This is a genomic window from Pseudomonas sp. RIT-PI-o, assembly GCF_001297215.1.
GTDB classification, from domain to species: Bacteria; Pseudomonadota; Gammaproteobacteria; order Pseudomonadales; family Pseudomonadaceae; genus Aquipseudomonas; species Aquipseudomonas moraviensis_A.
This window is the reverse complement of the sequence record NZ_LHPA01000017.1, coordinates 64,756-88,751: the sequence shown is the minus strand read 5'-3', so window position 1 is coordinate 88,751 and position 23,996 is coordinate 64,756. Positions and strand designations below refer to the sequence as shown.

24 protein-coding genes and 1 tRNA gene are annotated in these 23,996 nt (G+C 59.9%); 17 read left to right on the top strand and 8 right to left on the bottom strand.

The annotated features are described in order from the left end of the window. Nucleotides 1-123: 123 nt before the first annotated feature. Complete coding sequence (locus AEQ63_RS07620) at nt 124-1,557, top strand: DegQ family serine endoprotease (protein ID WP_042608136.1); 1,434 nt, start codon at nt 124-126, stop codon at nt 1,555-1,557. 78 nt (nt 1,558-1,635) lie between these two features. Here the strand turns inward: AEQ63_RS07620 and AEQ63_RS07615 are convergent, their stop codons facing one another. Then, a complete protein-coding gene (locus AEQ63_RS07615; RefSeq protein WP_042608135.1) occupies nt 1,636-3,069 on the bottom strand; it encodes a M48 family metalloprotease in 1,434 nt (477 codons plus the stop codon). 97 nt (nt 3,070-3,166) lie between these two features. On the opposite strand from AEQ63_RS07615, the gene AEQ63_RS07610 reads away from it, so the two are divergent. Then, nucleotides 3,167-3,406: a sulfurtransferase TusA family protein gene (locus AEQ63_RS07610; protein ID WP_064362576.1), complete on the top strand. Its 240-nt coding sequence runs from the start codon at nt 3,167-3,169 to the stop codon at nt 3,404-3,406. A 32-nt stretch (nt 3,407-3,438) separates the two neighbouring features. Further along, complete coding sequence (locus AEQ63_RS07605) at nt 3,439-4,509, top strand: AI-2E family transporter (RefSeq protein WP_041478862.1); 1,071 nt, start codon at nt 3,439-3,441, stop codon at nt 4,507-4,509. A 121-nt stretch (nt 4,510-4,630) separates the two neighbouring features. On the opposite strand, the gene AEQ63_RS07600 is transcribed toward AEQ63_RS07605, so the two are convergent. Next, nucleotides 4,631-5,104, bottom strand: a complete 474-nt coding sequence (locus AEQ63_RS07600) for a peroxiredoxin (protein WP_064362574.1) — start codon at nt 5,102-5,104, stop codon at nt 4,631-4,633. A gap of 10 nt (nt 5,105-5,114) precedes the next feature. After that, nucleotides 5,115-5,675: a glycine cleavage system protein R gene (locus AEQ63_RS07595; RefSeq protein WP_042607411.1), complete on the bottom strand. Its 561-nt coding sequence runs from the start codon at nt 5,673-5,675 to the stop codon at nt 5,115-5,117. Between the two features lie 328 nt (nt 5,676-6,003). On the opposite strand from AEQ63_RS07595, the gene dapA reads away from it, so the two are divergent. The 8 genes from dapA to AEQ63_RS07555 all read left to right on the top strand — a co-directional run bounded on the left by dapA (nt 6,004) and on the right by AEQ63_RS07555 (nt 12,889). Next, nucleotides 6,004-6,882 (top strand): 4-hydroxy-tetrahydrodipicolinate synthase, encoded by an 879-nt coding sequence (dapA, locus tag AEQ63_RS07590; RefSeq protein WP_064362572.1) that lies wholly within the window; start codon nt 6,004-6,006, stop codon nt 6,880-6,882. 17 nt (nt 6,883-6,899) lie between these two features. Next, complete coding sequence (gene bamC, locus AEQ63_RS07585) at nt 6,900-8,015, top strand: outer membrane protein assembly factor BamC (RefSeq protein ID WP_042607413.1); 1,116 nt, start codon at nt 6,900-6,902, stop codon at nt 8,013-8,015. 6 nt (nt 8,016-8,021) lie between these two features. Continuing rightward, nucleotides 8,022-8,783, top strand: a complete 762-nt coding sequence (locus tag AEQ63_RS07580) for an MBL fold metallo-hydrolase (RefSeq protein WP_042607414.1) — start codon at nt 8,022-8,024, stop codon at nt 8,781-8,783. A 28-nt stretch (nt 8,784-8,811) separates the two neighbouring features. Next, the gene (purC, locus tag AEQ63_RS07575; RefSeq protein WP_016771262.1) at nt 8,812-9,525 is read left to right on the top strand and encodes a phosphoribosylaminoimidazolesuccinocarboxamide synthase; all 714 of its coding nucleotides are present in this window, start codon (nt 8,812-8,814) and stop codon (nt 9,523-9,525) included. An 84-nt stretch (nt 9,526-9,609) separates the two neighbouring features. Continuing rightward, a tRNA-Ser gene (locus AEQ63_RS07570) sits at nt 9,610-9,699 on the top strand. 119 nt (nt 9,700-9,818) lie between these two features. Beyond that, the gene (gene chrA, locus AEQ63_RS07565; RefSeq protein WP_064362570.1) at nt 9,819-11,174 is read left to right on the top strand and encodes a chromate efflux transporter; all 1,356 of its coding nucleotides are present in this window, start codon (nt 9,819-9,821) and stop codon (nt 11,172-11,174) included. 243 nt (nt 11,175-11,417) lie between these two features. Further along, nucleotides 11,418-12,302: a manganese catalase family protein gene (locus tag AEQ63_RS07560; protein ID WP_064362567.1), complete on the top strand. Its 885-nt coding sequence runs from the start codon at nt 11,418-11,420 to the stop codon at nt 12,300-12,302. Between the two features lie 77 nt (nt 12,303-12,379). Next, on the top strand, nt 12,380-12,889 hold the full coding sequence (locus tag AEQ63_RS07555; RefSeq protein WP_042607417.1) for a ferritin-like domain-containing protein: 510 nt from the start codon (nt 12,380-12,382) through the stop codon (nt 12,887-12,889). 48 nt (nt 12,890-12,937) lie between these two features. Here AEQ63_RS07555 and AEQ63_RS07550 read toward each other — a convergent pair whose 3' ends face one another. Further along, nucleotides 12,938-13,927, bottom strand: coding sequence for a ribonuclease Z (locus AEQ63_RS07550; protein WP_064362565.1), 990 nt, complete (start codon nt 13,925-13,927; stop codon nt 12,938-12,940). Nucleotides 13,928-14,145: 218 nt separating this feature from the next. Between AEQ63_RS07550 and AEQ63_RS07545 the strand changes: the two genes are divergently transcribed. The 3 genes from AEQ63_RS07545 to AEQ63_RS07535 all read left to right on the top strand — a co-directional run bounded on the left by AEQ63_RS07545 (nt 14,146) and on the right by AEQ63_RS07535 (nt 17,042). Next, a complete protein-coding gene (locus tag AEQ63_RS07545; protein WP_082367747.1) occupies nt 14,146-15,723 on the top strand; it encodes a histidine kinase famiy protein in 1,578 nt (525 codons plus the stop codon). 91 nt (nt 15,724-15,814) lie between these two features. Further along, nucleotides 15,815-16,045, top strand: a complete 231-nt coding sequence (locus AEQ63_RS07540) for a hypothetical protein (protein ID WP_064362564.1) — start codon at nt 15,815-15,817, stop codon at nt 16,043-16,045. 19 nt (nt 16,046-16,064) lie between these two features. Beyond that, nucleotides 16,065-17,042: an SDR family oxidoreductase gene (locus AEQ63_RS07535; protein ID WP_064362562.1), complete on the top strand. Its 978-nt coding sequence runs from the start codon at nt 16,065-16,067 to the stop codon at nt 17,040-17,042. Between the two features lie 16 nt (nt 17,043-17,058). On the opposite strand, the gene AEQ63_RS07530 is transcribed toward AEQ63_RS07535, so the two are convergent. Continuing rightward, nucleotides 17,059-17,580, bottom strand: a complete 522-nt coding sequence (locus AEQ63_RS07530; protein ID WP_064362560.1) for a DUF4142 domain-containing protein — start codon at nt 17,578-17,580, stop codon at nt 17,059-17,061. Between the two features lie 161 nt (nt 17,581-17,741). Next, nucleotides 17,742-17,933, bottom strand: coding sequence for a YegP family protein (locus AEQ63_RS07525; protein ID WP_016771242.1), 192 nt, complete (start codon nt 17,931-17,933; stop codon nt 17,742-17,744). A gap of 202 nt (nt 17,934-18,135) precedes the next feature. Here AEQ63_RS07525 and AEQ63_RS07520 point away from each other — a divergent pair, with 202 nt between their 5' ends. Together AEQ63_RS07520 and AEQ63_RS07515 are read left to right on the top strand one after the other, a co-directional pair. Then, nucleotides 18,136-19,065, top strand: a complete 930-nt coding sequence (locus AEQ63_RS07520; RefSeq protein ID WP_064362559.1) for a LysR substrate-binding domain-containing protein — start codon at nt 18,136-18,138, stop codon at nt 19,063-19,065. A 159-nt stretch (nt 19,066-19,224) separates the two neighbouring features. Further along, nucleotides 19,225-19,590 carry a 5-carboxymethyl-2-hydroxymuconate Delta-isomerase gene (locus tag AEQ63_RS07515; protein ID WP_064362557.1) on the top strand — a complete coding sequence of 122 codons (366 nt, stop codon included), beginning with the start codon at nt 19,225-19,227 and terminating at the stop codon, nt 19,588-19,590. Nucleotides 19,591-19,593: 3 nt separating this feature from the next. On the opposite strand, the gene AEQ63_RS07510 is transcribed toward AEQ63_RS07515, so the two are convergent. Beyond that, on the bottom strand, nt 19,594-20,529 hold the full coding sequence (locus tag AEQ63_RS07510) for a LysR family transcriptional regulator (protein ID WP_064362555.1): 936 nt from the start codon (nt 20,527-20,529) through the stop codon (nt 19,594-19,596). Nucleotides 20,530-20,705: 176 nt separating this feature from the next. Continuing rightward, nucleotides 20,706-21,878, bottom strand: a complete 1,173-nt coding sequence (locus AEQ63_RS07505; protein ID WP_064362553.1) for a cyanate transporter — start codon at nt 21,876-21,878, stop codon at nt 20,706-20,708. 400 nt (nt 21,879-22,278) lie between these two features. On the opposite strand from AEQ63_RS07505, the gene AEQ63_RS07500 reads away from it, so the two are divergent. After that, the gene (locus tag AEQ63_RS07500) at nt 22,279-23,928 is read left to right on the top strand and encodes a phosphoethanolamine transferase (protein ID WP_064362551.1); all 1,650 of its coding nucleotides are present in this window, start codon (nt 22,279-22,281) and stop codon (nt 23,926-23,928) included. Nucleotides 23,929-23,996 lie beyond the last annotated feature (68 nt).

Below are 23,996 nucleotides of genomic sequence, written 5' to 3'. Positions count from 1 at the left end.
TATAGGTCAGAGCCTCACGGCTCTGGCCTTGTTTGTTGTTCCCGGAACAAAAATGCCGGTCTGTGGTTTCCGGTGTTCCTTTGCTCCATATCGCTTAACCCTGCTCGTCGTAACGGGAGCTGTATGTCGATACCTAGTTTGAAGTCTTACCTTTCCATCTTTGCCACTGTGCTGTTGCTCGGTCAGGCGGTCCCTGCTGCGCAAGCGGCCGATCTGCCTGATTTCACCCAGTTGGTCGAACAAGCTTCGCCAGCGGTGGTGAACATCAGCACCACGCAGAAACTGCCGGACCGCCGCGTCAATCAGCAGATGCCGGATCTGGAAGGCCTGCCACCGATGTTGCGCGAATTCTTCGAGCGCGGCATGCCACCTCAACAGCGCTCGCCACGTGGCGACGGGCGCCAGCGTGAAGCGCAATCGCTGGGTTCGGGGTTCATCATTTCGCCGGATGGCTACATTCTCACCAACAACCACGTGATCGCCGATGCCGACGAAATCCTCGTCCGTCTGGCTGACCGCAGTGAGATGAAGGCCAAGCTGATCGGCACCGATCCACGTTCCGACGTGGCATTGCTGAAAATCGAAGGCAAGGATCTGCCGGTGCTCAAACTCGGCAAATCCCAGGACCTGAAAGCCGGCCAGTGGGTCGTCGCGATCGGTTCGCCGTTCGGCTTTGACCACACCGTGACCCAAGGCATCGTCAGCGCCGTCGGCCGTAGCCTGCCGAACGAAAACTATGTGCCATTCATTCAGACCGACGTGCCGATCAACCCGGGCAACTCCGGTGGCCCGCTGTTCAACCTGAACGGTGAAGTGGTAGGCATCAACTCGCAGATCTACACCCGCTCCGGCGGCTTCATGGGTGTGTCGTTCGCGATCCCGATCGACGTGGCGATGGACGTTTCCAACCAGCTCAAGAGTGGTGGCAAAGTCAGCCGCGGCTGGCTGGGCGTGGTCATTCAGGAAGTGAACAAGGATCTGGCCGAGTCGTTCGGTCTGGACAAGCCGGCCGGCGCCCTCGTTGCGCAGATCCAGGATGACGGCCCTGCGGCCAAGGGCGGCCTGCAGGTTGGCGACGTGATCCTGAGCATGAACGGTCAGCCGATCGTCATGTCGGCTGATCTGCCGCATCTGGTCGGCGCGCTGAAGGCTGGCGCCAAGGCCAATCTGGAAGTGATTCGTGAAGGCAAGCGCAAGAACGTCGAGTTGACTGTCGGCGCGATCCCGGACGAAGACAAAGAGCTGAACGCGTTGCCGAAGTCCGGCGCTGAAAGCAGCAGCAACCGCCTCGGTGTTGCGGTCGGTGAATTGACCGCCGAGCAGAAGAAAACCTACGACCTCAAAGGTGGTGTGGTAATCAAGGAAGTGCAGGACGGTCCTGCGGCCCTGATCGGTCTGCAGCCGGGTGACGTGATCACCCACCTGAACAACCAGGCCATTGGCTCGGCGAAGGAGTTCACCGACATCGCCAAGGCGTTGCCGAAGAACCGGTCGGTGTCGATGCGCGTACTGCGTCAGGGTCGTGCCAGCTTCATCACCTTCAAACTGGCTGAATAAGCCCGCAAAAGGGCAAAGAGAAACCGCCTCGTAAGAGGCGGTTTTTTTGTGTCTGCACTTTATGTCTTGCGGGAAGACTCAGCCCATCATGTCCTTGACCATGCGCTCCTGCTCCATCAGTTCACGCTGGCGGGCATCGATGCGCGAGGACAGCGGGAAGTTGCTGCCGGCCTTGCGCTTGGCGAAGTCCAGTTGCTGAATGGCCTGCCGATAGTCGCCGACCAGCGCAAAGTATTCGGCCCGCGCCTGATGCAGGCCGATGATGTTGCCCGACAGGCCGCGGGTTTCGGCAACCTGATACCAGACGTCCGGATCATCCGGGCGTGACTTGAGCAGACTGTCGAGCGCCTTCTCGGCATCGGCGGCGCGATTCTGTTTCAGCAGCAGATCGACGCGCACCTGGTTCAGCGGATAGTTGCCCGGGTATTGCGTGAGCATGCGGTCGACTCGCGACTGCGCATCGGGCAGACGATTGTTGGTGATGTCCAGATCGACCTGCGCGAGGTTGTAGATGATCTCGTTCGGCGATTTGGTCAACAACTGCTTGAGGTTCTCCCGTGCTTCGTTGAGTTGGCCACCCTTGATCTGGGCGATGGCCAGGCCGTAACGGGCGACATCGTTTTTCGGATTCTCATCGAGCAGGGCGCGGAACCGCTTGGCTCCCAGCCCCGGGGTTTCCTCGTAGATCAACTGCACCCGCGCGCGGATCAACTGGTAGCGCATGCTGTCTTCGATGCCGCCCGGTTTCGCCTGCTCGGCGCGGTTGCGGGTGTCGGCGATACGCGATTCAGTGACCGGGTGAGTCAGGAGGAATTCCGGCGGCTTGGCATCGAAGCGGTATTGGCGCATCAGACGCTCGAACATGGTCGGCATCGAGCGCGGGTCGTACCCGGCCTTTTCCAGATTGAGGATGCCGATACGGTCGGCCTCCTGTTCGTTCTGCCGTGAGAAGCGCCGTTGTTCCTGCAACGCCGCAGCCTGGGTGCCGGCGATGGTGGCTATACCGGCATCACCGCCGCCTGCCGCCGCGATGACGATACCCGCCAGCAACGCGGCCATCATCGGCACCTGCATTCTTTGTGAGGCTTCGACGCCGCGAGCGAAGTGGCGTTGCGACAAGTGCGCCAATTCGTGAGCGAGCACCGAGGCGTATTCACCTTCGGTCTGGGCGTTGAGGAACAGGCCGCCGTTGACCCCGACCACGCCGCCCGGCGCTGCGAAGGCGTTGAGTTGCGGGCTGTTGATCAGGATGAATTCCAGGCGTCGGTCGGAGACCTGGCTGGTCTCGACGAGCTTGTACACGCTGGATTCAACGTAATCCTTAAGCTGTGGATCGTTGAGCTGGGAAACCTGACTGCGCAGCATGGCCAGCCAGGCGCGGCCGAGCTGGTATTCCTGTTGCGGCGAGACGATGGCAGAACTGGCGTCGCCAAGTGACGGCAGATCGTCGGCAAAGCCTGGTGAGGCGAGCAGGCAAGCGAGCGTCAGCAGGGTAGGGCGCAGAAAAGTCATGCACAAAGCCTTGAAGGACAAAGACCTTACTGTAGCCGGACACCGAAGCCGCGACCAGATATTCTAGGCAGCTCGATAACCCGAACGGAGTGACGCAATGACTGACGCTGTAGCCCATGACGTGGAACTGGACGCCAGTGGCCTGAACTGTCCGTTGCCGTTGCTCAAGGCAAAAATGGAACTCAATAAACTGCCAAGTGGTGCCGTGCTCAAGGTGATCGCCACGGACGCCGGTTCGCAGCGCGACTTCCGTACCTTTGCCAAACTGGCGGGTCATGCGCTGCTGCGTGAAGAGGACGAGGCCGGGATCTACCGTTACTGGTTGAAGAAAGCCTGAAGCGACCGCGTTAACAATCGAAGGGATTATTGATGTTCAAAGTGTTACGCGACTGGATTCAGCGCTACTTCTCCGATGAAGAAGCCGTGGTGCTGGCGGTGCTGCTGGTTCTCGCCTTCACAGCCGTGCTCACCCTTGGCGGCATGCTCGCCCCGGTGCTCGCCGGCATGGTGCTGGCGTATCTGATGCAGGGCCTGGTGGTGACACTCGAGCGGCTGCGCGTGCCCGGCGGCGTGGCGGTGGGGCTGGTGTTCGCGCTGTTCATGGGCGCGCTGATGCTGTTTATCGTCGTGGTTCTGCCGCTGTTGTGGCACCAGTTGATCACGCTGTTCAACGAACTGCCAGGCATGCTCGCCAAGTGGCAGTCGTTGCTGCTTCTATTGCCGGAGCGCTATCCGCATCTGGTGTCCGATGAGCAAGTCTTGCAAGCGATCGAAGCGGCGCGGGGCGAGATCGGCAAGTTCGGCCAGTGGGCGCTGACGTTCTCGCTGTCGAGTTTGCCGCTGCTGGTGAACATCATGATCTACCTGGTGCTGGTGCCGATTCTGGTGTTTTTCTTCCTGAAGGATCGGGCGATGATCGGCGAGTGGGTGCGCGGCTATCTGCCCCGCGAGCGCGCGTTGATCACCCGCGTAGCGCAGGAAATGAACCGGCAGATCGCCAATTACATCCGTGGTAAAGGCATCGAGATCGTGATTTGCGGCGGCGTGACCTACATCGCTTTTATCGCCCTGGGTCTGAACTATGCGGCACTGCTGGCGTTGCTGGTCGGCTTGTCGGTGGTGGTGCCGTATGTCGGCGCCGTAGTGGTGACCGTGCCGGTGCTGCTGATTGCGCTGTTCCAGTGGGGCTGGAGCGATCAGTTCATTTATCTGATGGCGGTCTACGGAATCATTCAGACGCTGGACGGCAACGTGCTGGTGCCGCTGTTGTTCTCGGAAGCGGTCAACCTGCATCCGGTGGCGATTATCTGTGCGGTGTTGTTGTTTGGCGGGTTGTGGGGATTCTGGGGTGTGTTCTTTGCGATCCCGCTGGCGACGCTGTTCAAGGCTGTGCTGGATGCATGGCCGCGCAAGGAACCGGTGGTGGCGCCGTTGCTTTAGCGGTTGATCCGGATTTTGCAGAGAGGCTATTTGCGAGCGGGCTCGCCCCCACAGTTGATGGCATTCCAACTGTGGGAGCGAGCTTGCTCGCGAAGGCGTCTTCAAAGACGCAACAGAAACATCAGGCTTTATTCAGAGCTTCAGCTGCCGCCAGCACGGCATCAACATGCCCCGGCACTTTCACACCACGCCATTCCTGACGCAGCACGCCGTCCTTATCAATCAGGAATGTGCTGCGATCAACGCCCAGGTATTCCTTGCCATACAGCTTCTTCAGCTTGATCACGTCGAACAACTGGCAAACCGCCTCGTCCTTGTCGCTGATCAGCTCGAAGGGGAATTGCTGTTTGCCTTTGAAGTTTTCGTGCGACTTCAAGCTATCGCGGGAAATGCCGAAGACTTCGGTGTTGGCAGCCTTGAAAGCCGCATGTTGATCACGAAAGCCCTGACCCTGAGTGGTGCAGCCCGGGGTGCTGTCTTTCGGGTAGAAGTAGATCACCACTTGCTTGCCCTTGAGTTCGGACAGGCTGACGGTCTGCCCGCTGGTCGCAGGCGCGGTGAAATCCGCAACCGGTTGGTCGATGACAACGGCCATGAAAGCTTCCTTACATTGGGTTTTGTGGGCGCCAGGGCTCGATCAGGGCATCCAGGTTCATTGCGTCGGCGAAGTCGAGGAACTGATCGCGCAGCCAACTGATCTGGGTGCCGGCCGGCAGGGTCACGGTGAACGTGGCGTTGAGCATGGTGCCGCCGGTCTGGGGCGCCTGGTAGGTGTCGCAGGTGAGGTTTTCCAGTTCGACGTTGTGGTCCATGAAGAACTGGCACAGCTCATTGATGATGTCCGGGCGATAGGCCGAGCTGACGTAGGCCACGTAAGGCAGGGCCTGCGGACGATTTTCCAGCGCCGCGCTGCGCACCACGTTGACGGTGAACGCATGACGCTTGGCCAGCAGCGGCAGGCTGCCTTCGAGGCGCGCCAGGGCGTCCCAGCTACCGGAAACTTCCAGCACCAGGGCGCTGCACTCGCCGTGGCGGGTCAGGCGGGAGGTGACGACGGCGCAGCGGTTTTCATGGCTGGCGCGGCACAGGACGTTGGTCAGCTCCATGGGGTTGGCGCCGAGGGCACTGATGACAAGGAATTGTTCGCGAACTGTGGGGGTGGACATGCAGCATTCCTAAAGCGATGAGCGGTCGGTAGGTTGACGGGCGTTGCTGGTCGGGAGTGCCTGTTCTGGCGGTCCATATAAAGAGACCCGGCCTGCGCTCGCGGCTCGCTCCACTGTGCGGGAGCGCGTCGATGCGACGCTGGAACGGGGCCTGGGAGGCCGAAAAGGGAGGCTGAAACCCGGCGTACAAGCTGATCTGTACCGATCAAAGTCTGAAGGGTAGCGAAAAGCGGCGCCAAGGGGAATGGCGGCGGCGCAGTACTTCGCTTGTGCAAGCATCTTGGCGCCAGTACCATTACCGCTCTCTTTTTCCGGCAGGAGCGGTTTCATGATTGCGGGCAGTATGGTGGCACTGGTCACTCCCATGGATGCACAAGGGCGTCTTGACTGGGACAGCCTCAGCAAACTCGTGGACTTCCACCTCAAGAACGGCACCCATGCCATCGTCGCCGTCGGGACTACCGGCGAGTCGGCCACCCTTGATGTAGAAGAGCACATCGCCGTCATCAAAGCCGTGGTCAAACATGTTGCCGGGCGCATTCCGGTCATCGCCGGCACCGGCGCCAACTCGACCCGCGAAGCCGTCGAACTGACCCGCAACGCCAAGGCCGCCGGCGCCGATGCCTGCCTGCTGGTGGTTCCTTATTACAACAAGCCGACCCAGGAAGGTCTGTACCAGCACTTCAAGCACATCGCTGAAGCGGTCGACATTCCGCAGATTCTCTACAACGTTCCCGGCCGCACCTCCTGCGACATGCAGGCCGAGACCGTGATTCGCCTGTCCAGCGTGCCGAACATCATCGGCATCAAGGAAGCCACCGGCGATCTGAAACGCGCCAAGGCGATCATCGATGGCGTGAGCAAGGATTTCATCGTGTTGTCTGGCGATGATCCGACCGCAGTCGAGCTGATCCTGCTCGGCGGTAAGGGCAACATCTCGGTCACCGCCAACGTCGCCCCGCGCGAAATGGCTGACCTGTGCGAGGCCGCGCTGAAAGGCGACGCCGACACCGCACGCGCAATCAACGAAAAACTGATGCCGCTGCACAAGGACCTGTTCATCGAAGCCAACCCGATTCCGGTGAAGTGGGCTTTGGTCGAAATGGGCCTGATGCACGAAGGCATCCGCCTGCCACTGACCTGGCTGAGCACTCCTTGTCATGAAACGCTGCGCTCGGCCCTGCGCCAGTGCAGCGTCCTGGTTTAATTGAGGAAGTACAACGCATGAAGCGAATGGCCGGACTTTCCGCACTTGCCTTGATTATCTCCAGCACCAGTGGCTGCGGATGGGTCTGGGGGCCGGAAGGTTATTTCCGCGACCGTGGAAGCGATTACCTGCAAGCGCAACAGACTGCACCGATGCAATTGCCACCGGATGTGAGCACTGCCAAGCGTCTCGATCCGCTGTTGCCGATCCCGCGCAACGTGGCCGACGACACCGCGACGGGCGAATACGTGGTTCCGCGCCCTCAGCCGCTTTCGGCGGTTGCCGATGCCACCGATTACTCGCTGCAGAAAAGCGGTGATTCGCGCTGGGTCGTGGCTCAGCATCCACCGGCCGAAGTATGGCCAGTGGCGCTGCAGTTCTTCCAGGACAACGGTTTCCGTCTGGATGAACAGCGTCCGCAAACTGGTGAGTTCACTACCACCTGGCAGCACTCCGACGAACTGTCCGCTTCGATGGCCAAGCGCCTGAGCGCGGCCGGTATCGCCAGCGACAGCGAAACCCGCGTGCGCGTGCGCATCGAGCCGGGCGTGCAGCGCAACACCAGTGAAATCTACGTGGTCAGCGCCGAGCGTCCTGCCGGCAGCACGGCCGACGTGGCTTTCACCAACCGTTCGGTCAACACTGGCCTGGACGCTGCGCTGGTCGACGACATGCTCGCGAGCATGAGCCGCACCTCCGAGAAGGGTGGTTCGGTGTCGATGCTGGCCTCGCGTGATTTCGATGCGCCGAGCCGCGTCAGCCTCAGCGAAGACGGCAGCGGCAATCCGGTGTTGAACGTCGGTACCGATCTGGACCGCGCCTGGTCGAGCGTCGGCCGTGCGCTGGAACAGGGCGAATGGCGCGTTGAAGACATCAACCGCAGCCTGGGCCTGTACTACATCAACCTGGCCGAAAAAGCCGAGAACAAAGACGACAAGCCTGGCTTCTTCAGCGGCCTGTTCGGCAGCGCGCCGAGCAAGGAAGAAGTCGAAGCCCGCGCCGAGCGTTATCAGGTTCGCCTGAGCAAGGTGGGCGAGAACATCCAGGTCACCGTCGAAAAGAACATCAACACCGTCGCGCCGGCCGATGTCGCGCGTAAAGTGCTGAGCGTGATTCAGGACAACCTGGGCTGATCCGATATGCGTTTTGCCGTTCTCGGCAGCGGTAGCCAAGGGAACGGCACGCTGATCGCCAGTGCCGATACGTACGTGCTGGTGGATTGTGGTTTTTCCCTGCGGGAAACCGAAAGACGTCTGTTGCGCCTGGGTGTGCACCCGGCGCAACTGAGCGCGATACTCGTGACCCACGAACATGCCGACCACGTGCATGGCGTGGGTTTGCTGTCTCGGCGCTACAATCTGCCGGTGTACCTCAGTCGCGGCACGCTGCGCGGGATGCGCAAACCGCTTGAACCGGCAGGCTTTCTGGCCGGCGGCGAGCAGATGCAGATCGGCGCACTGAACGTCGGGGTCATTGCCGTGGCCCATGACGCGCAGGAGCCGACCCAGTACGTCTTCAGCGATCAGGAACAGCGGCGCTTCGGCCTGCTGACCGACCTGGGATCGTTTTGTGAGCGGGTGCTGGATGGCTACCGGGACCTCGATGCATTGATGATCGAGTCGAACCATTGCCGCGACATGCTCGCCCGTGGTCACTACCCGTACTTTCTCAAGCAGCGGGTGGGCGGCGAACGCGGACATCTGAACAACCATCAGGCGGCATTCCTGGTGGCCGAGTTGGGCTGGCAGGGCTTGCAACACCTGGTCCTGGCCCATCTGAGCAGCAAGAACAACCTGCCGCAGCTGGCCCGGCAATGTTTTGTCGACACCCTCGGGTGCGACCCGGACTGGCTGCAACTGGCCGATCAAGATTCAGGGCTCGACTGGCGCCACATCGCCTAGCCCACCTACTTAGCAAGCGGAGCCCATCATGGAAAAACGTGAAGAACTCTACCGCGGCAAAGCCAAATCGGTTTACAAGACCGACGACGCTGACCGCTTGATCCTGCTGTTTCGCAACGACACTTCGGCGTTCGACGGCAAGCGCATCGAACAGCTTGATCGCAAAGGTATGGTGAACAACAAGTTCAACGCCTTCATCATGCAGAAGCTCGAAGCGGCCGGCGTACCGACCCAGTTCGACAAACTGCTGGGCGACAACGAATGCCTGGTGAAGAAGCTCGACATGATCCCGGTCGAATGCGTCGTGCGTAACTACGCTGCCGGCAGCCTGGTCAAGCGTCTGGGCGTCGAGGAGGGCATGAAGCTCAACCCGTACACCTTCGAACTGTTCCTCAAGGACGACGCCAAAGGCGACCCGTTCATCAACGAATCCCACGTCGTGGCGTTCGGTTGGGGCACCGCCGAGCAACTGGCGCGCATGAAGGAACTGTCGCTCAAGGTCAACGAAGTCCTGAGCAAACTGTTCGACGACGCCGGCCTGCTGCTGGTCGACTTCAAGCTTGAATTCGGCGTGTTCAGCGACGGCTCCATCGTCCTCGGCGACGAGTTCAGCCCGGACGGCTGCCGTCTGTGGGACAAGGACACCAAGAAGAAGATGGACAAGGACCGCTTCCGCCAGGGCCTCGGTGACGTCATCGAAGCCTACGAAGAAGTCGCCGCTCGTCTGGGCGTACCGCTTTAATCGACGCAAGCATCTGATAGCACGGAAAAAATTTCGTTTGGGGGGTTCGCAACCAACGAAAGTGTTGTTATGATGCGCGCCGTTGGAGAGATGCCAGAGTGGCCGAATGGGACGGATTCGAAATCCGTTGTACCTTCACCGGTACCTAGGGTTCGAATCCCTATCTCTCCGCCATTATTGAACAAGACAAAGCCCCCGTAATCATTGCTGATTACGGGGGCTTTTTCGTTTCTGGCGTTTTGTTCGTTGCGCTTTTCGGGTACAACCTGCCGACTGCACTAAAGGACAGCTCGATGAGTGAAGTTCAGCCGTTGGCGGGTGGTGGCGAGGTGAAGCCGCAGGCCGTGAGTTTGCGCGAGGCGTTCTGGTTCTGGTTGAAGCTGGGGTTTATCAGTTTCGGCGGGCCGGCCGGGCAGATTTCGATCATGCACCAGGAGTTGGTCGAGCGGCGGCGCTGGATTTCCGAGCGGCGTTTTCTGCACGCGTTGAACTATTGCATGTTGCTGCCCGGGCCGAAGGCGCAGCAGCTGGCGACCTACATTGGCTGGTTGATGCATCGAAGTTGGGGCGGGATTGTGGCCGGTGCGTTGTTTGTGTTGCCGTCGCTGTTCATCCTTATTTTCCTCTCTTGGCTGTACATCGCTTTCGGTGAAGTACCGGTGGTGGCCGGTTTGTTTTATGGGATCAAGCCTGCGGTAACGGCCATTGTTGTGCAGGCGGCGCATCGCATCGGTTCGCGGGCGCTGAAGAACAATTGGCTGTGGGCGATTGCGGCGGCGTCGTTTACCGCGATTTTTGTGCTCAATGTGCCGTTCCCGCTGATCGTGCTGGGCGCGGCGGTGATCGGCTACTTCGGCGGTCGACTGGCGCCTGAGAAGTTCAGGGTCGGCGGGCATAGCGCGGCGAACAAGTCTTTCGGCCCGGCATTGATCGATGACGACACGCCATCGCCAGCACATGCCCGCTTCAGTTGGACGAAACTGGCGATGCTCGCCGTGATCGGCGCCGCGCTATGGGCATTGCCGATGGGCGTGTTGACTGCGCTGTTTGGCTGGCATGGCACGCTGACGCAGATGAGCTGGTTCTTCACCAAAGCTGCGCTGCTTACCTTTGGCGGGGCGTATGCGGTGCTGCCCTATGTCTATCAGGGCGCCGTCGGTCACTACGGCTGGCTGACGCCGACGCAGATGATCGACGGCCTGGCGCTGGGCGAAACCACCCCCGGACCGCTGATCATGGTAGTGGCGTTTGTCGGGTTTGTCGGGGCTTATGTGTCGCAGGTGTTTGGCGCCGATCAGGTGTTTCTCGCCGGCGCGGTCGCCGCTGCGCTGGTGACGTGGTTCACCTTTCTGCCCTCATTTCTGTTCATCCTCGCCGGCGGCCCGCTGGTGGAGTCGACCCACGATGAACTCAAATTCACTGCACCGCTGACCGCGATCACCGCCGCGGTGGTTGGCGTGATTCTCAATCTGGCGTGTTTCTTCGGCTACCACCTGCTCTGGCCGCAGGGCTTCAGCGGCAGCCTGGACTGGCCGTCGGCATTGATTGCCATTGCCGCGGCCATTGCGCTGTTTCGCTTCAAGCGCGGGGTGATTCAGGTGCTGCTGGGCTGTGCGCTGATCGGGTTGCTGGTGCATTTGCTGCGTTGACCCAGGCAGGCCCGGCCAGCTCGAACTCGCGGGCGGACAACCCGATCTTTTGTCATTGGTTCCATTTAACCAAGTGCGAGTCGTACCAGCGGCAAGCCGCCGTTTCACTTGCCCATACGGTTCAAACCATTTGTCCTGTTACCGCAATTTTTTTGAAATTTCCGCAAAGACAATGCTTCACAAAAGGGTAGGCAGGCTTTCACCCGACGACTTGCCACGCTTATCCGACTGAGGAGATTTGTCATGTTTCTACATAACAAGCGACTTCAATACACCGTTCGTGTTGCCGAGCCCAATCCGGGGCTGGCCAATCTGTTGCTCGAGCAATTTGGCGGCGCACAAGGTGAACTGGCGGCGGCTTCGCGCTATTTCACTCAAGCCCTGGCCGAGGAAGATCCGGGACGCAAAGACTTGCTGATGGACATCGCCACTGAAGAACTCAGTCACCTGGAGATCATTGGCTCGATCATCGTCATGCTCAACAAAGGCGCAAAAGGCCGGATGGCCGAAGGCGTCGAGCAGGAGGGCGAGCTGTATCGTTCGCTCAATGGCAACGGCAATGACTCGCACATCACCAGCCTGCTCTACGGTGCCGGTTCGCCGCTGACCAACTCGGCCGGCGTGCCATGGACGGCGGCGTACGTCGATACCATCGGCGAGCCCACCGCCGACATGCGCTCCAACATCGCCGCCGAAGCTCGGGCGAAGATCGTCTATGAGCGTTTGATGAACGTGACCGATGATCCCGGCGTAAAAGAAGCATTGGGCTTCCTGATGACCCGCGAGATTGCCCACCAGTTGTCTTTCGAAAAAGCCCTGCACTCGATCCAGCCCAACTTCCCGCAAGGCAAGCTGCCGGGCATGCCGGAGTTCACCAACGTGTACTTCAACATGTCGCAAGGCACCGAAAGCATGCGCGGTCCGTGGAACCAGGGCGACGATTGGGAGTTTGTCGAAGACCCGACGCCAGCAGTCGACGGCGGCGATGGTCTGGCCACCGTGCAACTGGACAGCGCCGACGAAGCGCTGTTGGAAAACATGAAGATGCGCACCATGTCCGACCCCAACAGCGAGCCGGTCACTGGAGCGGACCTGGGCTCTGGCGCGCAGGCCAAACCAGGGCTGTAAGGCACGTGGGGCGCGCCTGACATTTCACGGCGCGCCCCGGTTGATCATTGGGAAATCATCAAGAAGAGGACTCGACAATGGCTACTCCACAGGAAAATCTGCTCGACTGGCTGCGTGACGCCCACGCCATGGAGCAACAGGCCGAGCAGATGCTCAAGGCGCAGTCCAAGCGTCTGGAGCATTACCCGAAGCTCAAGGCGCGCATTGATCAGCACATCGAAGAAACCCTCGGCCAGCAGAAACTCATCGACGAATGCCTGCAACGCCTGGGCGGTGATTCGTCGACGATCAAAGACCTGGGCGGCAAGCTGATGGCGTTCGGTCAGGCCGTCGGCGGCTCCTTGATGAGCGACGAGGTGATCAAGGGCGCCATGGCCGGTTATGTATTCGAAAACATGGAAATCGCCAGTTACACCGTGCTTATTGCAGCGGCGAAAGCGGCGGGGGACAAGCAGACACAGAAGGCCTGCGAAAAGATTCTGCCGCAGGAAGTGGCCATGTCCGAATGGCTGCTCAAGCATCTGCCGCAACTGACCGAAGCGTTTCTCGAACGCTCGGCGGATCCGGACAAGGAAGCCAAGAAGTAAGCCCGCGTGCCAGCGTCCGCCTGTCAGCCGGGCGGACGCGGTAGCGGATTATGGCGCGACCTGCAGCGGTTTGCGCTCAGTCGCCACCGGCTGCAAATGCCCCGACCGATCCAGGTGATAACGCTGCAGGTCACGCGCCAGAATCAGCTGGCCGTGATACAGCGACGCCGCTTCACTACGCACATCTTCGATCGACGGACTCACAGCCGGATTGGCCTGATAGCGGGCGCTGAAATGCGTCAGCACCAGGTTGCGTACGCCGGCGGACTCGGCAAAACCGGCGACAGCGGCGGCGCTGCTGTGGCCGTAACTGGCGCGAGCGCGGTCGATCGCTGCTTGCACGAATGTCGCTTCATGCACCAGCACATCTGCCGATTGCGCCACTTCGGCCAGCAGTGCCGGGCGATCGTTATCGCCGCAGACAATGATGCGCCGATCAGGTCGTGAGCTGAGCAAGTAATCCCGCGCATGCAACAACTGACCGTTGTGCTCTACGTCCTGACCATGGGCCAGCTGACCCCAGAGCGGGCCGCGCTCTATGCCTTCGGCCTCGAGGCGCTGCACGTCCAGACGCGGCTCCGGATCTGACTCGGTAAATACATAACCATGACACGGCACACGGTGGGACAGCTCGACGGTCTGCACTTGAACGTTGACGTTGCGCCACTCTGTGAGCGTTTCCACGGCGTGCAGGTTGATCTCAAAGGGCAGGTGCGATTGCGTCACCTCAAGGCTCATTTTCAGCCACGGATGCAGCGCTGTCGGCAGCACAATATCCAGCGGCCGCGTGCGCCCCGACATGCCCGTGCTCGCCAGCAACCCCGGCAGGCCGAGGCAGTGATCGGCGTGCACGTGAGTGATGAAAATCCCCCGCAGCTCGCTCAGCGACAGCGGTGTGCGCAAAACCTGATGCTGGGTGCCTTCACCGCAATCGATCAGGTACCAGCCCTTGCCCGCAGACGCGATCAATGCCGTGGCGCTGACATTGCGCTGGCGGGTCGGCACGCCGGCTGACGTGCCCAGAAACAACAAATCCACGGTGGTTCTCCCTGGCGGTTCGGATTTGACTATGCAGGCTGCCGAACGCGATAACCGCGTGCAGTGCTCGGTGTGCTTTCGACAATCAGCGACACGCTTCGGATCCCTCGACAGTCTGCGGCAACTCATCGGACACCTGTGCTGCCGGCGTTCGATCGCGGCACTCCGACCGGTGATGGTGGTCTCAGCGAAACGGAAGTAACTCAGCGGAGGTCAACTTGCCTAGAAATTCCAGGCCGATCGTCGACCGAGCCGATGTGGCGGTCCTTTCGCAAGAGCGCAAAGATGTGTTCTTCGCGGCGGTGCAGGTCAGCCGCATGGCCATGATCGTCACCGATCCTGCGCAGGCCGATGATCCCATTATTTTTGCCAACAATGCCTTTCTTGAACTCAGTGGCTACGAGCGGGAAGAGGTGCTCGGGCGCAACTGCCGATTTCTGCAGGGCGAGCAGACCGATCGCGCCGTGTTGCAACAGGTCAAACAAGCGTTGAAACATCACCACGAAACCTGCGTGGAAGTGCTCAACTATCGCAAGGACGGTTCATCGTTCTGGAACGAGCTGTTTATCGCGCCGTTATTCAACGAGCGCGGGCAACTGGTGTATTTCTTCGCCTCGCAAATGGACGTCAGCCGACGCCGTGACGCCGAGGACGGTTTGCGTTACAGCGAGAACATGGAAGCACTGGGGCAGTTGACCGGTGGCATCGCCCACGATTTCAACAACCTGCTGCAAGTGATGATCGGCTACATCGAGCTGATCCAGCACACCGCTAAACGCCCTAGCATCGACCCGCAGCGCATCGTGGTCGGCGCTGGTCACGCCCGTGCGGCGGCGGAAAAAGCCCGTCTGCTGACTCAGCATCTGCTGGCGTTTTCCCGGCGGCAACGGCTTGAGGGCCGGGTGATCAATCTCAATGCCTTGCTCGAGCGGTCAACGCTGCCGGCGCCGGAATCCTGCGATCCGGAGCCGCAATTCGAGTTGGCCGAGGATTTGTGGAATTGCCGCCTCGACCCGGCGCAGGCAGAGATGGCGCTGAACCATTTGCTCTCCAACGCCTGCGATGCGCTGGTTGACCAGCAGCAACCTGTGATCACCGTGCAGACCCGCAACGTCGATGTACCGGATCCGACGGATCCGCATCAGGCCGGACTGGCGGCGGGGCGTTACGTCTGCATCGCGGTTGCCGATAACGGTGTGGGTATAGCCGCCGACGATCTCGACAAAGTGATGGAGCCTTTTTTCACCACCAAAGAAGAAGGCAACGGTGCCGGTCTCGGGCTTTCGATGGTCTACGGCTTCGTCAAGCAATCCGGCGGCGTGGTCAAAATCGAATCGACGCCGGGACTCGGCACTACGGTGCGCCTGTTCTTCCCCGCAGATGACAGTCAGCTGTCGGCAACCGGCTCGCCTGTAACCGAGGAAAACCTCAAGGGCACCGAGCGCATCCTGATCGTCGAGGACCGCGCCGAAGTCGCTGAACTGGCGCGCTTTGTATTGTCCGAACAGGGTTATCACACTGACCTCGTTGCAGATGCGAGCGAGGCACTGGTCGTGCTGCAGAGTAGCGAATACGACCTGGTATTCACCGATCTGGTCATGCCCGGCGAGATGAACGGGCTGGCACTGGCGCGGGAAGTCAGCCAACGCTATCCGGCCATTAAAATCCTGCTCACGACCGGGTACTGCGCGGACGAGTCGACGCCGGATGAGCTGACTGACAATGAATTCGAATTGATCGCCAAGCCCTACGCGCCGGTGGACCTGTTGCGCAAGCTGCGCTCGATGCTCGATTAAAAAAACGAACTGTCGTCGCGCGGCAGGCGTCCATCCTTAAGACCCCATTGAGCAACCAGTGAGGGGACTGATCCCCGAGGAGATGTTGGTCATGAGCGATTACCCGATGGACGAAACCGATTCCGATCACCGCAACCGTCAGTTTGGCCAGGCGCTGGGGCTGGACGCCGACGAGGTCGAGCTGTGGGTCAGCGCGATCGAAGAGGACGGCAGCGGCATGGGCTATGTCGTGCATTTTTCCAGCGAAACGCCGGTGGATGTGCTGGCCAAGGTGCAAGGGCTGGGTGACGACCTGATGATCAATATCGGGCCGATTGACTGAGCGTCAACGAGGACGGTTCATGCAGGAGCAACCTTTGGTGGTGATAAGCGGCGCCAGTGCTGGCGTCGGGCGCGCGGTGGCGCATCGGTTTGCCGCTGGCGGGTATAGCATCGGCTTGCTGGCGCGCGATCCCGCAGGATTGGCCGCTACGCAACAGGAACTGGAAATGTATGGGGTCGAGGTGGCTGCCGTCAGCGTCGACGTTGCCGATGCGCTTGCCGTGCAGGAGGCCGCGCAGCAAATGGAAGCCAGGCTCGGGCCTTTGACGGTCTGGATCAATGCGGCGATGGTCACAGTGCTCTCGCCGATAGAGCAATTGTCCGCCGCCGAGATTGAGCGCGTCACCCAGGTGACCTATCTCGGCACCGTCCACGGCACGTTGGCAGCGCTGTCGTTGATGCGCCCGCGCAACAAGGGGCTGATCATTCAGGTCGGCTCGGCGCTGGCATATCGCGCCATTCCGTTGCAGGCCGCTTACTGCGGGGCAAAATTCGCCGTGCGCGGTTTTACCGACGCGTTGCGCTGCGAGTTACTACATGAGCGCAGCGGTATCCGCGTGTGCATGGTGCAACTGCCGGCGATCAACACGCCGCAGTTCGACTGGGCACGCAACAAATTGCCCAGACGCCCGCAACCTGTGCCGCCGATCCATGACCCGGACGTGGCAGCGCGAGCGATTTTCAGCGTGGTCAAACACCCGCCGCGAGAGTTGTGGCTGGGATGGTCGACGATCAAGGCGATCGTTGGCCAGTCGGTCATGCCAGGTTTGCTGGATCGTTTGCTGGCGCGCAGCGCCTGGACCGGTCAGCAGACCAGTGAACCTGAGGACAACGAGCACCCGGACAACCTGTTCGAAGCGCAGCCAGGTTTACATCAGATTCGTGGCCGCTTCGTCGGCCGTTCCAAGGAGGCGGCGCTGGCGTTCACCTCGACCCAAGTGATGGCGGTATCTGCGGTAATCGCCGTATTGGTGGGTGTGATTCTTTTGCAGTTTTGATCGTTCCGCGGTTCGCTCAAGGGTTGACGGACTTCAGCGCGCCCGCTGACGGTTTGAGTTTTTCCTGCAGGTCCCGAGCAGTTTTCGCCTGTTTTTCAATGCCCGGCAAGACTGCTTGAGCGAAAGCCTTGAGCTGCGGATCTTGCGACGACATGGCTTCTTTCTTGAACAGCATCAGTTTTTGCTCGAGGGTTTCGGCCTGGCTGTCGATGTAGATACGGTCGAAGGAATCGTCGCGAGACTCGAGGCGCAGTTGCTTGGCTTTCGAGGCTACTGAAGGTTCTGTCGGCACCGCCATGCGTTGGCTCTCCCCCAGCTGCCGGAGCTGTTTATCGAAACGCTCATGGTCGGCAATCATTTGTCTGGCGAACGCTTTGACCTCGGGCAGGGTGGCCTTTTCCAGCGCGATATGTGCGCTGTTGTTCTGGAACAGGCTCTGCTGGGCCGCTTCTTCGACGAAAGCGTCGAGGGTGTCCGCGTGGCCGGGCTGGGCGCTCAGGACCAGTATTGCAAGGCAGATTGCGGCAAGTGATTTCATCGCGCGTAACCTCTGCGGGATCAATGGACGGTCAGGTGCATGGCAGCAACAATCGCAGCACATGCACCTTTGATGAGCATAGCGGATGAGTATTCAAGCAACCGTTCTGAATGGCGACCAACGGCCCGTCTTTCCAGAAACAACAAGGACCGTCGCCTGGCTCAAATCTCCTTGATCGGCGTCTCGCCCTGTACGGCTTTGATCAGGTTGATCACATGCAGGCAATCGGCCTTGTTCACGTACGACTCACCACTGGCCACCGTCTCGTGGTTGCGCGCACGCAGGCGCCAGCGCCATTGGCCTTTGCCGGTGCTCGGGGTGCCTCGGGTTTGTCGGTAGATTTCGAAATACATACGGTTCGCTCCCTGCGATCGATAGGCGCGCCAACCTGTGTGGCGCATCGACGCAAGCCTAGCGCAGAGGGTTTTTTTGGCTATCGCGGATTTGTTTCCAATCGTTCGCGGATGTTTCTGCAACGCTGTCTCGGAAACGTTTATGGACGCAATGCCCAAGGCCTTTCTACACTGCCGCTATTCCGGGGAGCAGGGGCAATGGATGAACCGCAATGAACTTCGCAAGGCCGACATCAACCTGATGGTGGTGTTCGAGACTCTGATGCTCGAACGCAACGTGACCCGCGCCGCGGAGAAGCTGTTCCTCGGCCAGCCGACCATCAGCTCGGCGCTCAACCGTTTGCGCACGATGCTCAACGACCCGCTGTTCATCCGCGTCGGTCATCGCATGGAACCGACGGCCCGTGCCGAAGATATCTACCGCCATCTCAAACCGGCACTCGACTCGCTGTCGGCGGCGCTGAGCCTGACCCGCGATTTCGACCCCGCCACCAGCACCATGACCTTTCGCATCGGCCTGTCCGATGACGTCGAATTCGGCCTCCTGCCGCCGCTGTTGCGCGCTCTGCGCCAGGAAGCACCGAACGTGGTGTTCGTCGTGCAGCATGTCGATTACTGGCGGATTCCCGATCTTCTCGCGGCTGGCGATATCACCGTCGGCATCAGCCAGACCCGTGGCCTGCCGGCCAACGCCAAACGCAAACTGCTGCGACATATCCAGCCGAGCATCCTGCGCGCCGACGCCTCTGATACGCCGCTGACTCTCGACGAATATTGCGCTCGCCCGCATGTACTGGTGTCGCACACGGCCAATGTCAGTGGCTATGCCGATGAATGGCTGGCGGAGCTGGGCCGGACGCGCCAGGTGGTGTTGTCGGTGCCGCAGTACAGCGCGCTGCCGGCGCTGCTGGCGGGCACCGACCTGATCGCCAGCCTGCCGGACTATACCGCAGCGGCGATGGCGGCGTCCGGGGCGCTGTTCCAGGAACCGTTTCCGTTCAAGACGCCGACGCTGGACCTGTCGATGGTCTGGCTCAGTCATGTCGACAGCGACCCGGCCGAACGCTGGCTGCGTTCGCGACTGGAAGCATTCATGAGCGAACGGCCAACTGAACACCACGATCCCTTGTAGGAGCTGTCGAGTGAAACGAGGCTGCGATCTTTTGATTTTGATCTTCAAATGAAGGATCAAAAGCTCGCAGCCTCGTTCCACTCGACAGTTCCATCAGAAAGTCCGCTGATTCGCATGTGTTATACGTACGCCCCCGCACCCCCCGACTGGAGATCCGCAATGCCACACCTGCACATGGAATACACCGCCAACCTGACGCAGTTGAACGCCGACATTGCCCTGATCAGGCTCAACAACACCCTGGTCGGTTCCGGTCAGTTCGGGGCGGAGTTCGATATCAAGAGCCGCGCGATCAAGGTCGAACACTTCAAGGTCGGCACGGCTCTCGGCGAGCGTGCCTTCGTCCATGTGAAGCTGGCCTTGCTCAGCGGGCGCTCGGCAGAAATCAAGAAGCAGTTGTCGCAAAGCCTGCTGGCGGTGTTGCAGGAGCTCTGCGAATGGCCGGCCGGGCTCGAAGTGCAACTGTGCGTCGAACTGCTCGACATCGATCGCGAGTCCTACAGCAAGACCGCGATCGGCATCTGAGGCTCAGGCGCTTTCCAGCTCGCTGCACACCTGAATCACCTGCTCGCGCAGCCAGACATTGGCGCTGTCCTGATCGACGTTCTGGCTCCACTGCATATCGAGGGTGAAGCCCGGCAAACCGTTGGGTGCCTCGCAGTGTTTGAATACCGCGTCGTTGGTCAGCAAACGCTGGATGCGCCGGGGCAGGGTGAGGATGAAGTCAGTGCCGGTGATCATCTTCAACGCGGCGCTGTAGCTGTTCGATCGCGCGACGATCTGGCGTTTCTGCGCCTGGCGCGCCAGCCAGCCGTCGACCATGTTGGTGCTCGATGTCCACGGCGTCGGGAACACATGCCGACGCTCGGTAAATGCTTGAAGGCTCAAACGCGGTTCCAATGGCGTGGCGCGCTTGTCGAAGACGCAGACCAGGTCATCTTCAAGCAACATCCGTGATTTCAGATCCGCATGCTGGCGGTGAAAGTGCGGGCCGAAACTGATCACCAGGTCGAGTGAGCCGTCGCGTAACTCATCGGCGGGCACGTCGGTTTCGAACTTGTGCATGTTGACCATCACCGGCAAATCGTCGAAGTCGAAGCGCTTCAACAGGCGCGGCAGGATCAACTGCTCGAAATATTCCGGGGCGCAGATGTTGAAGGTCACCGCCTGCCGGCTCGGGTCGAAGGCCGGTGCTCCGGCGTGGCAGAGGTTGATGCTTTCGAGGATCTTCTGCACATGGCCGTACATGCTGCAGGCCTTGTAAGTCGGGCGCATGCCCGTGCGGGTGTTGATGAACAATTCGTCTTCGAAACTGGTGCGCAGTTTCTTCAGGCAATAACTGACAGTGGACTGACTGACAAACAGGGTTTCCGAGACATCGGTGACACTGCTCTGCTCATACACAGCAACAAATACCATCAAATCCTGCATGTCGAGCTTGCGAAGCAAATTACTGTTCAGCATGAGTTCCGTCTCGCTGTGCCCCTTGCGCAGAATTCGCGCAAACGTGTGCGTACGATCCTAGCGGAACGATGGTGCCAGGAGAAACCCTCGTAGGACATTTCACGGACACATGTGGGACAGAAACTTTTAGTAACACGACGTAGCCTATTTCGTGCGGAAAAGATGGCCAGAGGCCTCTAGCCCGGGCAAGGCAAGTGACGTGTGTAATGGCGAGGATTGAAGCGCACGACCATCAGCAACATGCTCACCATCACCGCAGTCAGCGCCCACCACGCGCCTTCAAAACTGCCCAGCCGATCACGAATTGTCCCTGCCAATAGCGGCGAGAGGCCAGCGATCAGGTAACCGATACCCTGCACAAATGCAGTGAGGCCACCGGCCTGCTGCGGGTCGTCGCAATGATCGAGCGCGACGATAAGGCTCATCGGAAACAGACCGCCAATACCCAGTCCCAACAGACACGGCCAGAGCAGGGCCAGCTGCGCCGGGGCGAGAATCAGCCCGCAGAAACCGCCGATGATCAGTAACAGCAGAGCCGCCAATATTGCGCGTCGATCACGGCTTCGGTTGGCAATCGCAGGCACCGCCAGGCCGGAAATGACCTCCATCGCTGTGAGAAAACCCAACAGCAGCCCGGCGTGTTGTTCGCTCCAGCCCTTTTTCACGTAGTACGGGGCGAGCCAGGCGAGGACACAGGTGTAGGACGCCGTACCGAGCCCAAAGAAAATCGCCAGCAACCAGGCGCGACGGCGGGTGATAACAGACTCCCGCTTGATCCCTGTTGATATGGCACGCGCGTGCTGTAGACACCAGACCAGCAAGGCGAGCACCGCCAGCCCGGCCCAAACGGCCAGCCCTGCGCGCCAGTTACCGGTCTGCACCATCACCAGTGGCGCCAATGATGCGGCAATCGCCGCGCCGCCCATGATCGACGTCACGTAGACGCCCATGCATAACGCTACTTTGTCGGGAAAGCGCGACTTGATCAGCGCCGGCATCAACGCTTGAATCATGGCGATGCCGATGCCGGCCACTATGGCGCTGAGGATCAGCGCAAGAGCCGAATCGATAAACAACCGCGACAGCGTCGCCAGCCCGATGATCAGCAACGACAGCAGCACCGTGCGCTGTGCGCCGAAGCGCTGGCTGACGCTCAGGCCGAAGAACATCGCCAGCCCCATGGCCATGACCGGCAACATCGTCAGCAGGGAGGCAGCGCTGAAGCTCAACGGGATATCGCCACGGATCGCCGACAGCAACGGTCCCACGGCGGCCATTGATGGGCGCAGATTAAGTGCGACAAGGATGATCGCGAATATCAGCCAAGCGGCGGGGCGGTGATGATTCATCAGTAGGCCTTCGATTGCGGAAGCTGATGATTAGGCGTCGCGTCGCGCAGATCGGCAAATCAGAAAATCCCGCGCCAGACCTGAAAACTCGATAACACCGCATCCCCCTGTAGGAGTGAGCCTGCTCGCGATAGCGATGTATCAGATGAATAAATATTGACTGACACACCGCTTTCGCGAGCAGGCTCGCTCCTACAGGGGGCGTAGGTGGGCAATTAACTGAATGAAACCTGAACCATTCGCAAATACGCGCAAACTTCCAGAACAATGCCCGAAGGCAACTAATCATTAGCATCTTTTTCACGAAAAATTGATCCATGGCTGCCTAAAGTTTGTCATGCCTCGGTGAATGAAATTTTCACAAGTGACGAGGCTCTTCTTTCAGGAACAGTCACTCATCATGTTGAAGTTAAAAGCCGTGCGCCCGGAATGGGTGACGTTGTTCGCCAGCGCCTTTTTGTTGCTCGGTTTCAACCTGGTGCTCTGGCAACATCTGTTCGAGATAACCGCTGCGGATGGCAAGGGCAGCGCCCTGCGCCTGGCGTTCGGCGTAATGATCTTCGCCGCGTTCAATATTGTCCTGACGTTGTTCGCTTTCCGCCCCCTGCTCAAACCGTTATTGACCCTGTTGTTTTTAATCAGCGCTGGCGTGGCTTATTTCATGAGCCAATACGGCGTGATGATCGATGCGGGTATGTTGCGAAACTTTGCTGAAACCAATGCGACGGAAGTGCGTGATCTGCTTTCAATGAAGTTGTTTGCCTATATCGTCTTTCTGGGTATTTTGCCGTGTTTGGTGTTATGGAAAATGCCGGTCACTTATCGGCGCTGGCATCATGAGTTGTTCAGCAAAGTTATTGTCAGTGTCGCCTCTGCGGCGGTGATCGGTGTCGTGGCACTGGCCAACTATCAGGGGTTGTCTTCGTTGTTTCGCAACCATCATGAAATTCGCCTGATGCTGGTGCCGAGCAATTACATCGGCGCGTCCCTCGGCTACCTGCAAGAGCAAGTCGTCTCGGCGCAGCAGCCGTTCATCAAGATCGGCGTAGATGCCCAGCGCAATCCCGACTTGCAATTCCAGCCCCGCAAATCGCTGACCGTGCTGGTGGTCGGGGAAAGTGCGCGGGCGCAGAACTTCGGCATTCTCGGTTACGACCGGGACACCACGCCGCAACTGGACAAAGAGGCGGGGCTGATCGCCTTTACCGATGTGCATTCCTGCGGCACGGAGACCGCGGTCTCGGTGCCATGCATGTTCTCCAACATGGGCCGCAAGGATTACAACGCCAGCAAGGCGAAGAATGAAGAGGGTTTGCTCGATGTGCTCAAGCGCGCCGGCATCGATGTGATCTGGCGCGATAACCAGTCCGGCTGCAAAGGCACTTGCGACCGGGTCACGGTGCAGGATGTCAGCAAATTGCAGGACCCGGCGTTGTGCGCCTACAGCGAATGCCGCGATGAAATCCTCCTGCAGGGTTTGCAGAGCTTTATCGATCACCTGGATAAAGATACGGTGCTGGTTCTGCACCAGATGGGCAGTCACGGCCCGGATTACTTCAAGCGTTATCCCAAGGAGTACGAACACTTCACCCCGGTCTGTGAGAGTAACGCGCTGAATAATTGCAGCCGCGAAAGTATCGTCAACGGTTACGACAACACGCTGTTGTACACCGACCATGTGCTGGCGAGCCTGATCGATGTGCTGCGCAGCAATCAGGACAAAGTCGACACCGCCATGCTCTATCTGTCGGATCACGGTGAATCGCTGGGCGAATACAACCTGTTTCTGCACGGCACGCCGTACATGCTGGCGCCCGAGCAGCAGAAGCATGTAGCGATGCTGGCGTGGTTCTCCGACAGCTATCAGAAAGCCTACTCGGTCGATACGCATTGCCTGCAACTGAGCCGCGACAAGCCGCTGAGTCAGGACAACCTGTTCCACTCCATGCTCGGCCTGCTCGAGGTGCGCAGCAGCGTGTACCAGCCGGCGCTGGACATGTTTGCCGGCTGTCGCGGCGCGGTGATCGACGGCGTACTGGCCAAGCAGTGAGGCGTTTCCTGCCCGTCGCGCTGATGCGACGGGCCTTTCTGTTTCCGCTGTCAGACTATTCTTGCTGG

Excerpts from the sequence above, each read along its gene's own strand:
- AEQ63_RS07620 (WP_042608136.1), top strand. The coding sequence starts at position 124 with ATGTCGATACCTAGTTTGAAGTCTTACCTTTCCATCTTTGCCACTGTG.
- AEQ63_RS07615 (WP_042608135.1), bottom strand. The coding sequence starts at position 3,069 with ATGACTTTTCTGCGCCCTACCCTGCTGACGCTCGCTTGCCTGCTCGCC.
- AEQ63_RS07610 (WP_064362576.1), top strand. The coding sequence starts at position 3,167 with ATGACTGACGCTGTAGCCCATGACGTGGAACTGGACGCCAGTGGCCTG.
- AEQ63_RS07605 (WP_041478862.1), top strand. The coding sequence starts at position 3,439 with ATGTTCAAAGTGTTACGCGACTGGATTCAGCGCTACTTCTCCGATGAA.
- AEQ63_RS07600 (WP_064362574.1), bottom strand. The coding sequence starts at position 5,104 with ATGGCCGTTGTCATCGACCAACCGGTTGCGGATTTCACCGCGCCTGCG.
- AEQ63_RS07595 (WP_042607411.1), bottom strand. The coding sequence starts at position 5,675 with ATGTCCACCCCCACAGTTCGCGAACAATTCCTTGTCATCAGTGCCCTC.
- dapA (WP_064362572.1), top strand. The coding sequence starts at position 6,004 with ATGATTGCGGGCAGTATGGTGGCACTGGTCACTCCCATGGATGCACAA.
- bamC (WP_042607413.1), top strand. The coding sequence starts at position 6,900 with ATGAAGCGAATGGCCGGACTTTCCGCACTTGCCTTGATTATCTCCAGC.
- AEQ63_RS07580 (WP_042607414.1), top strand. The coding sequence starts at position 8,022 with ATGCGTTTTGCCGTTCTCGGCAGCGGTAGCCAAGGGAACGGCACGCTG.
- purC (WP_016771262.1), top strand. The coding sequence starts at position 8,812 with ATGGAAAAACGTGAAGAACTCTACCGCGGCAAAGCCAAATCGGTTTAC.
- chrA (WP_064362570.1), top strand. The coding sequence starts at position 9,819 with ATGAGTGAAGTTCAGCCGTTGGCGGGTGGTGGCGAGGTGAAGCCGCAG.
- AEQ63_RS07560 (WP_064362567.1), top strand. The coding sequence starts at position 11,418 with ATGTTTCTACATAACAAGCGACTTCAATACACCGTTCGTGTTGCCGAG.
- AEQ63_RS07555 (WP_042607417.1), top strand. The coding sequence starts at position 12,380 with ATGGCTACTCCACAGGAAAATCTGCTCGACTGGCTGCGTGACGCCCAC.
- AEQ63_RS07540 (WP_064362564.1), top strand. The coding sequence starts at position 15,815 with ATGAGCGATTACCCGATGGACGAAACCGATTCCGATCACCGCAACCGT.
- AEQ63_RS07535 (WP_064362562.1), top strand. The coding sequence starts at position 16,065 with ATGCAGGAGCAACCTTTGGTGGTGATAAGCGGCGCCAGTGCTGGCGTC.
- AEQ63_RS07530 (WP_064362560.1), bottom strand. The coding sequence starts at position 17,580 with ATGAAATCACTTGCCGCAATCTGCCTTGCAATACTGGTCCTGAGCGCC.
- AEQ63_RS07525 (WP_016771242.1), bottom strand. The coding sequence starts at position 17,933 with ATGTATTTCGAAATCTACCGACAAACCCGAGGCACCCCGAGCACCGGC.
- AEQ63_RS07520 (WP_064362559.1), top strand. The coding sequence starts at position 18,136 with ATGAACCGCAATGAACTTCGCAAGGCCGACATCAACCTGATGGTGGTG.
- AEQ63_RS07515 (WP_064362557.1), top strand. The coding sequence starts at position 19,225 with ATGCCACACCTGCACATGGAATACACCGCCAACCTGACGCAGTTGAAC.
- AEQ63_RS07510 (WP_064362555.1), bottom strand. The coding sequence starts at position 20,529 with ATGCTGAACAGTAATTTGCTTCGCAAGCTCGACATGCAGGATTTGATG.
- AEQ63_RS07505 (WP_064362553.1), bottom strand. The coding sequence starts at position 21,878 with ATGAATCATCACCGCCCCGCCGCTTGGCTGATATTCGCGATCATCCTT.
- AEQ63_RS07500 (WP_064362551.1), top strand. The coding sequence starts at position 22,279 with ATGTTGAAGTTAAAAGCCGTGCGCCCGGAATGGGTGACGTTGTTCGCC.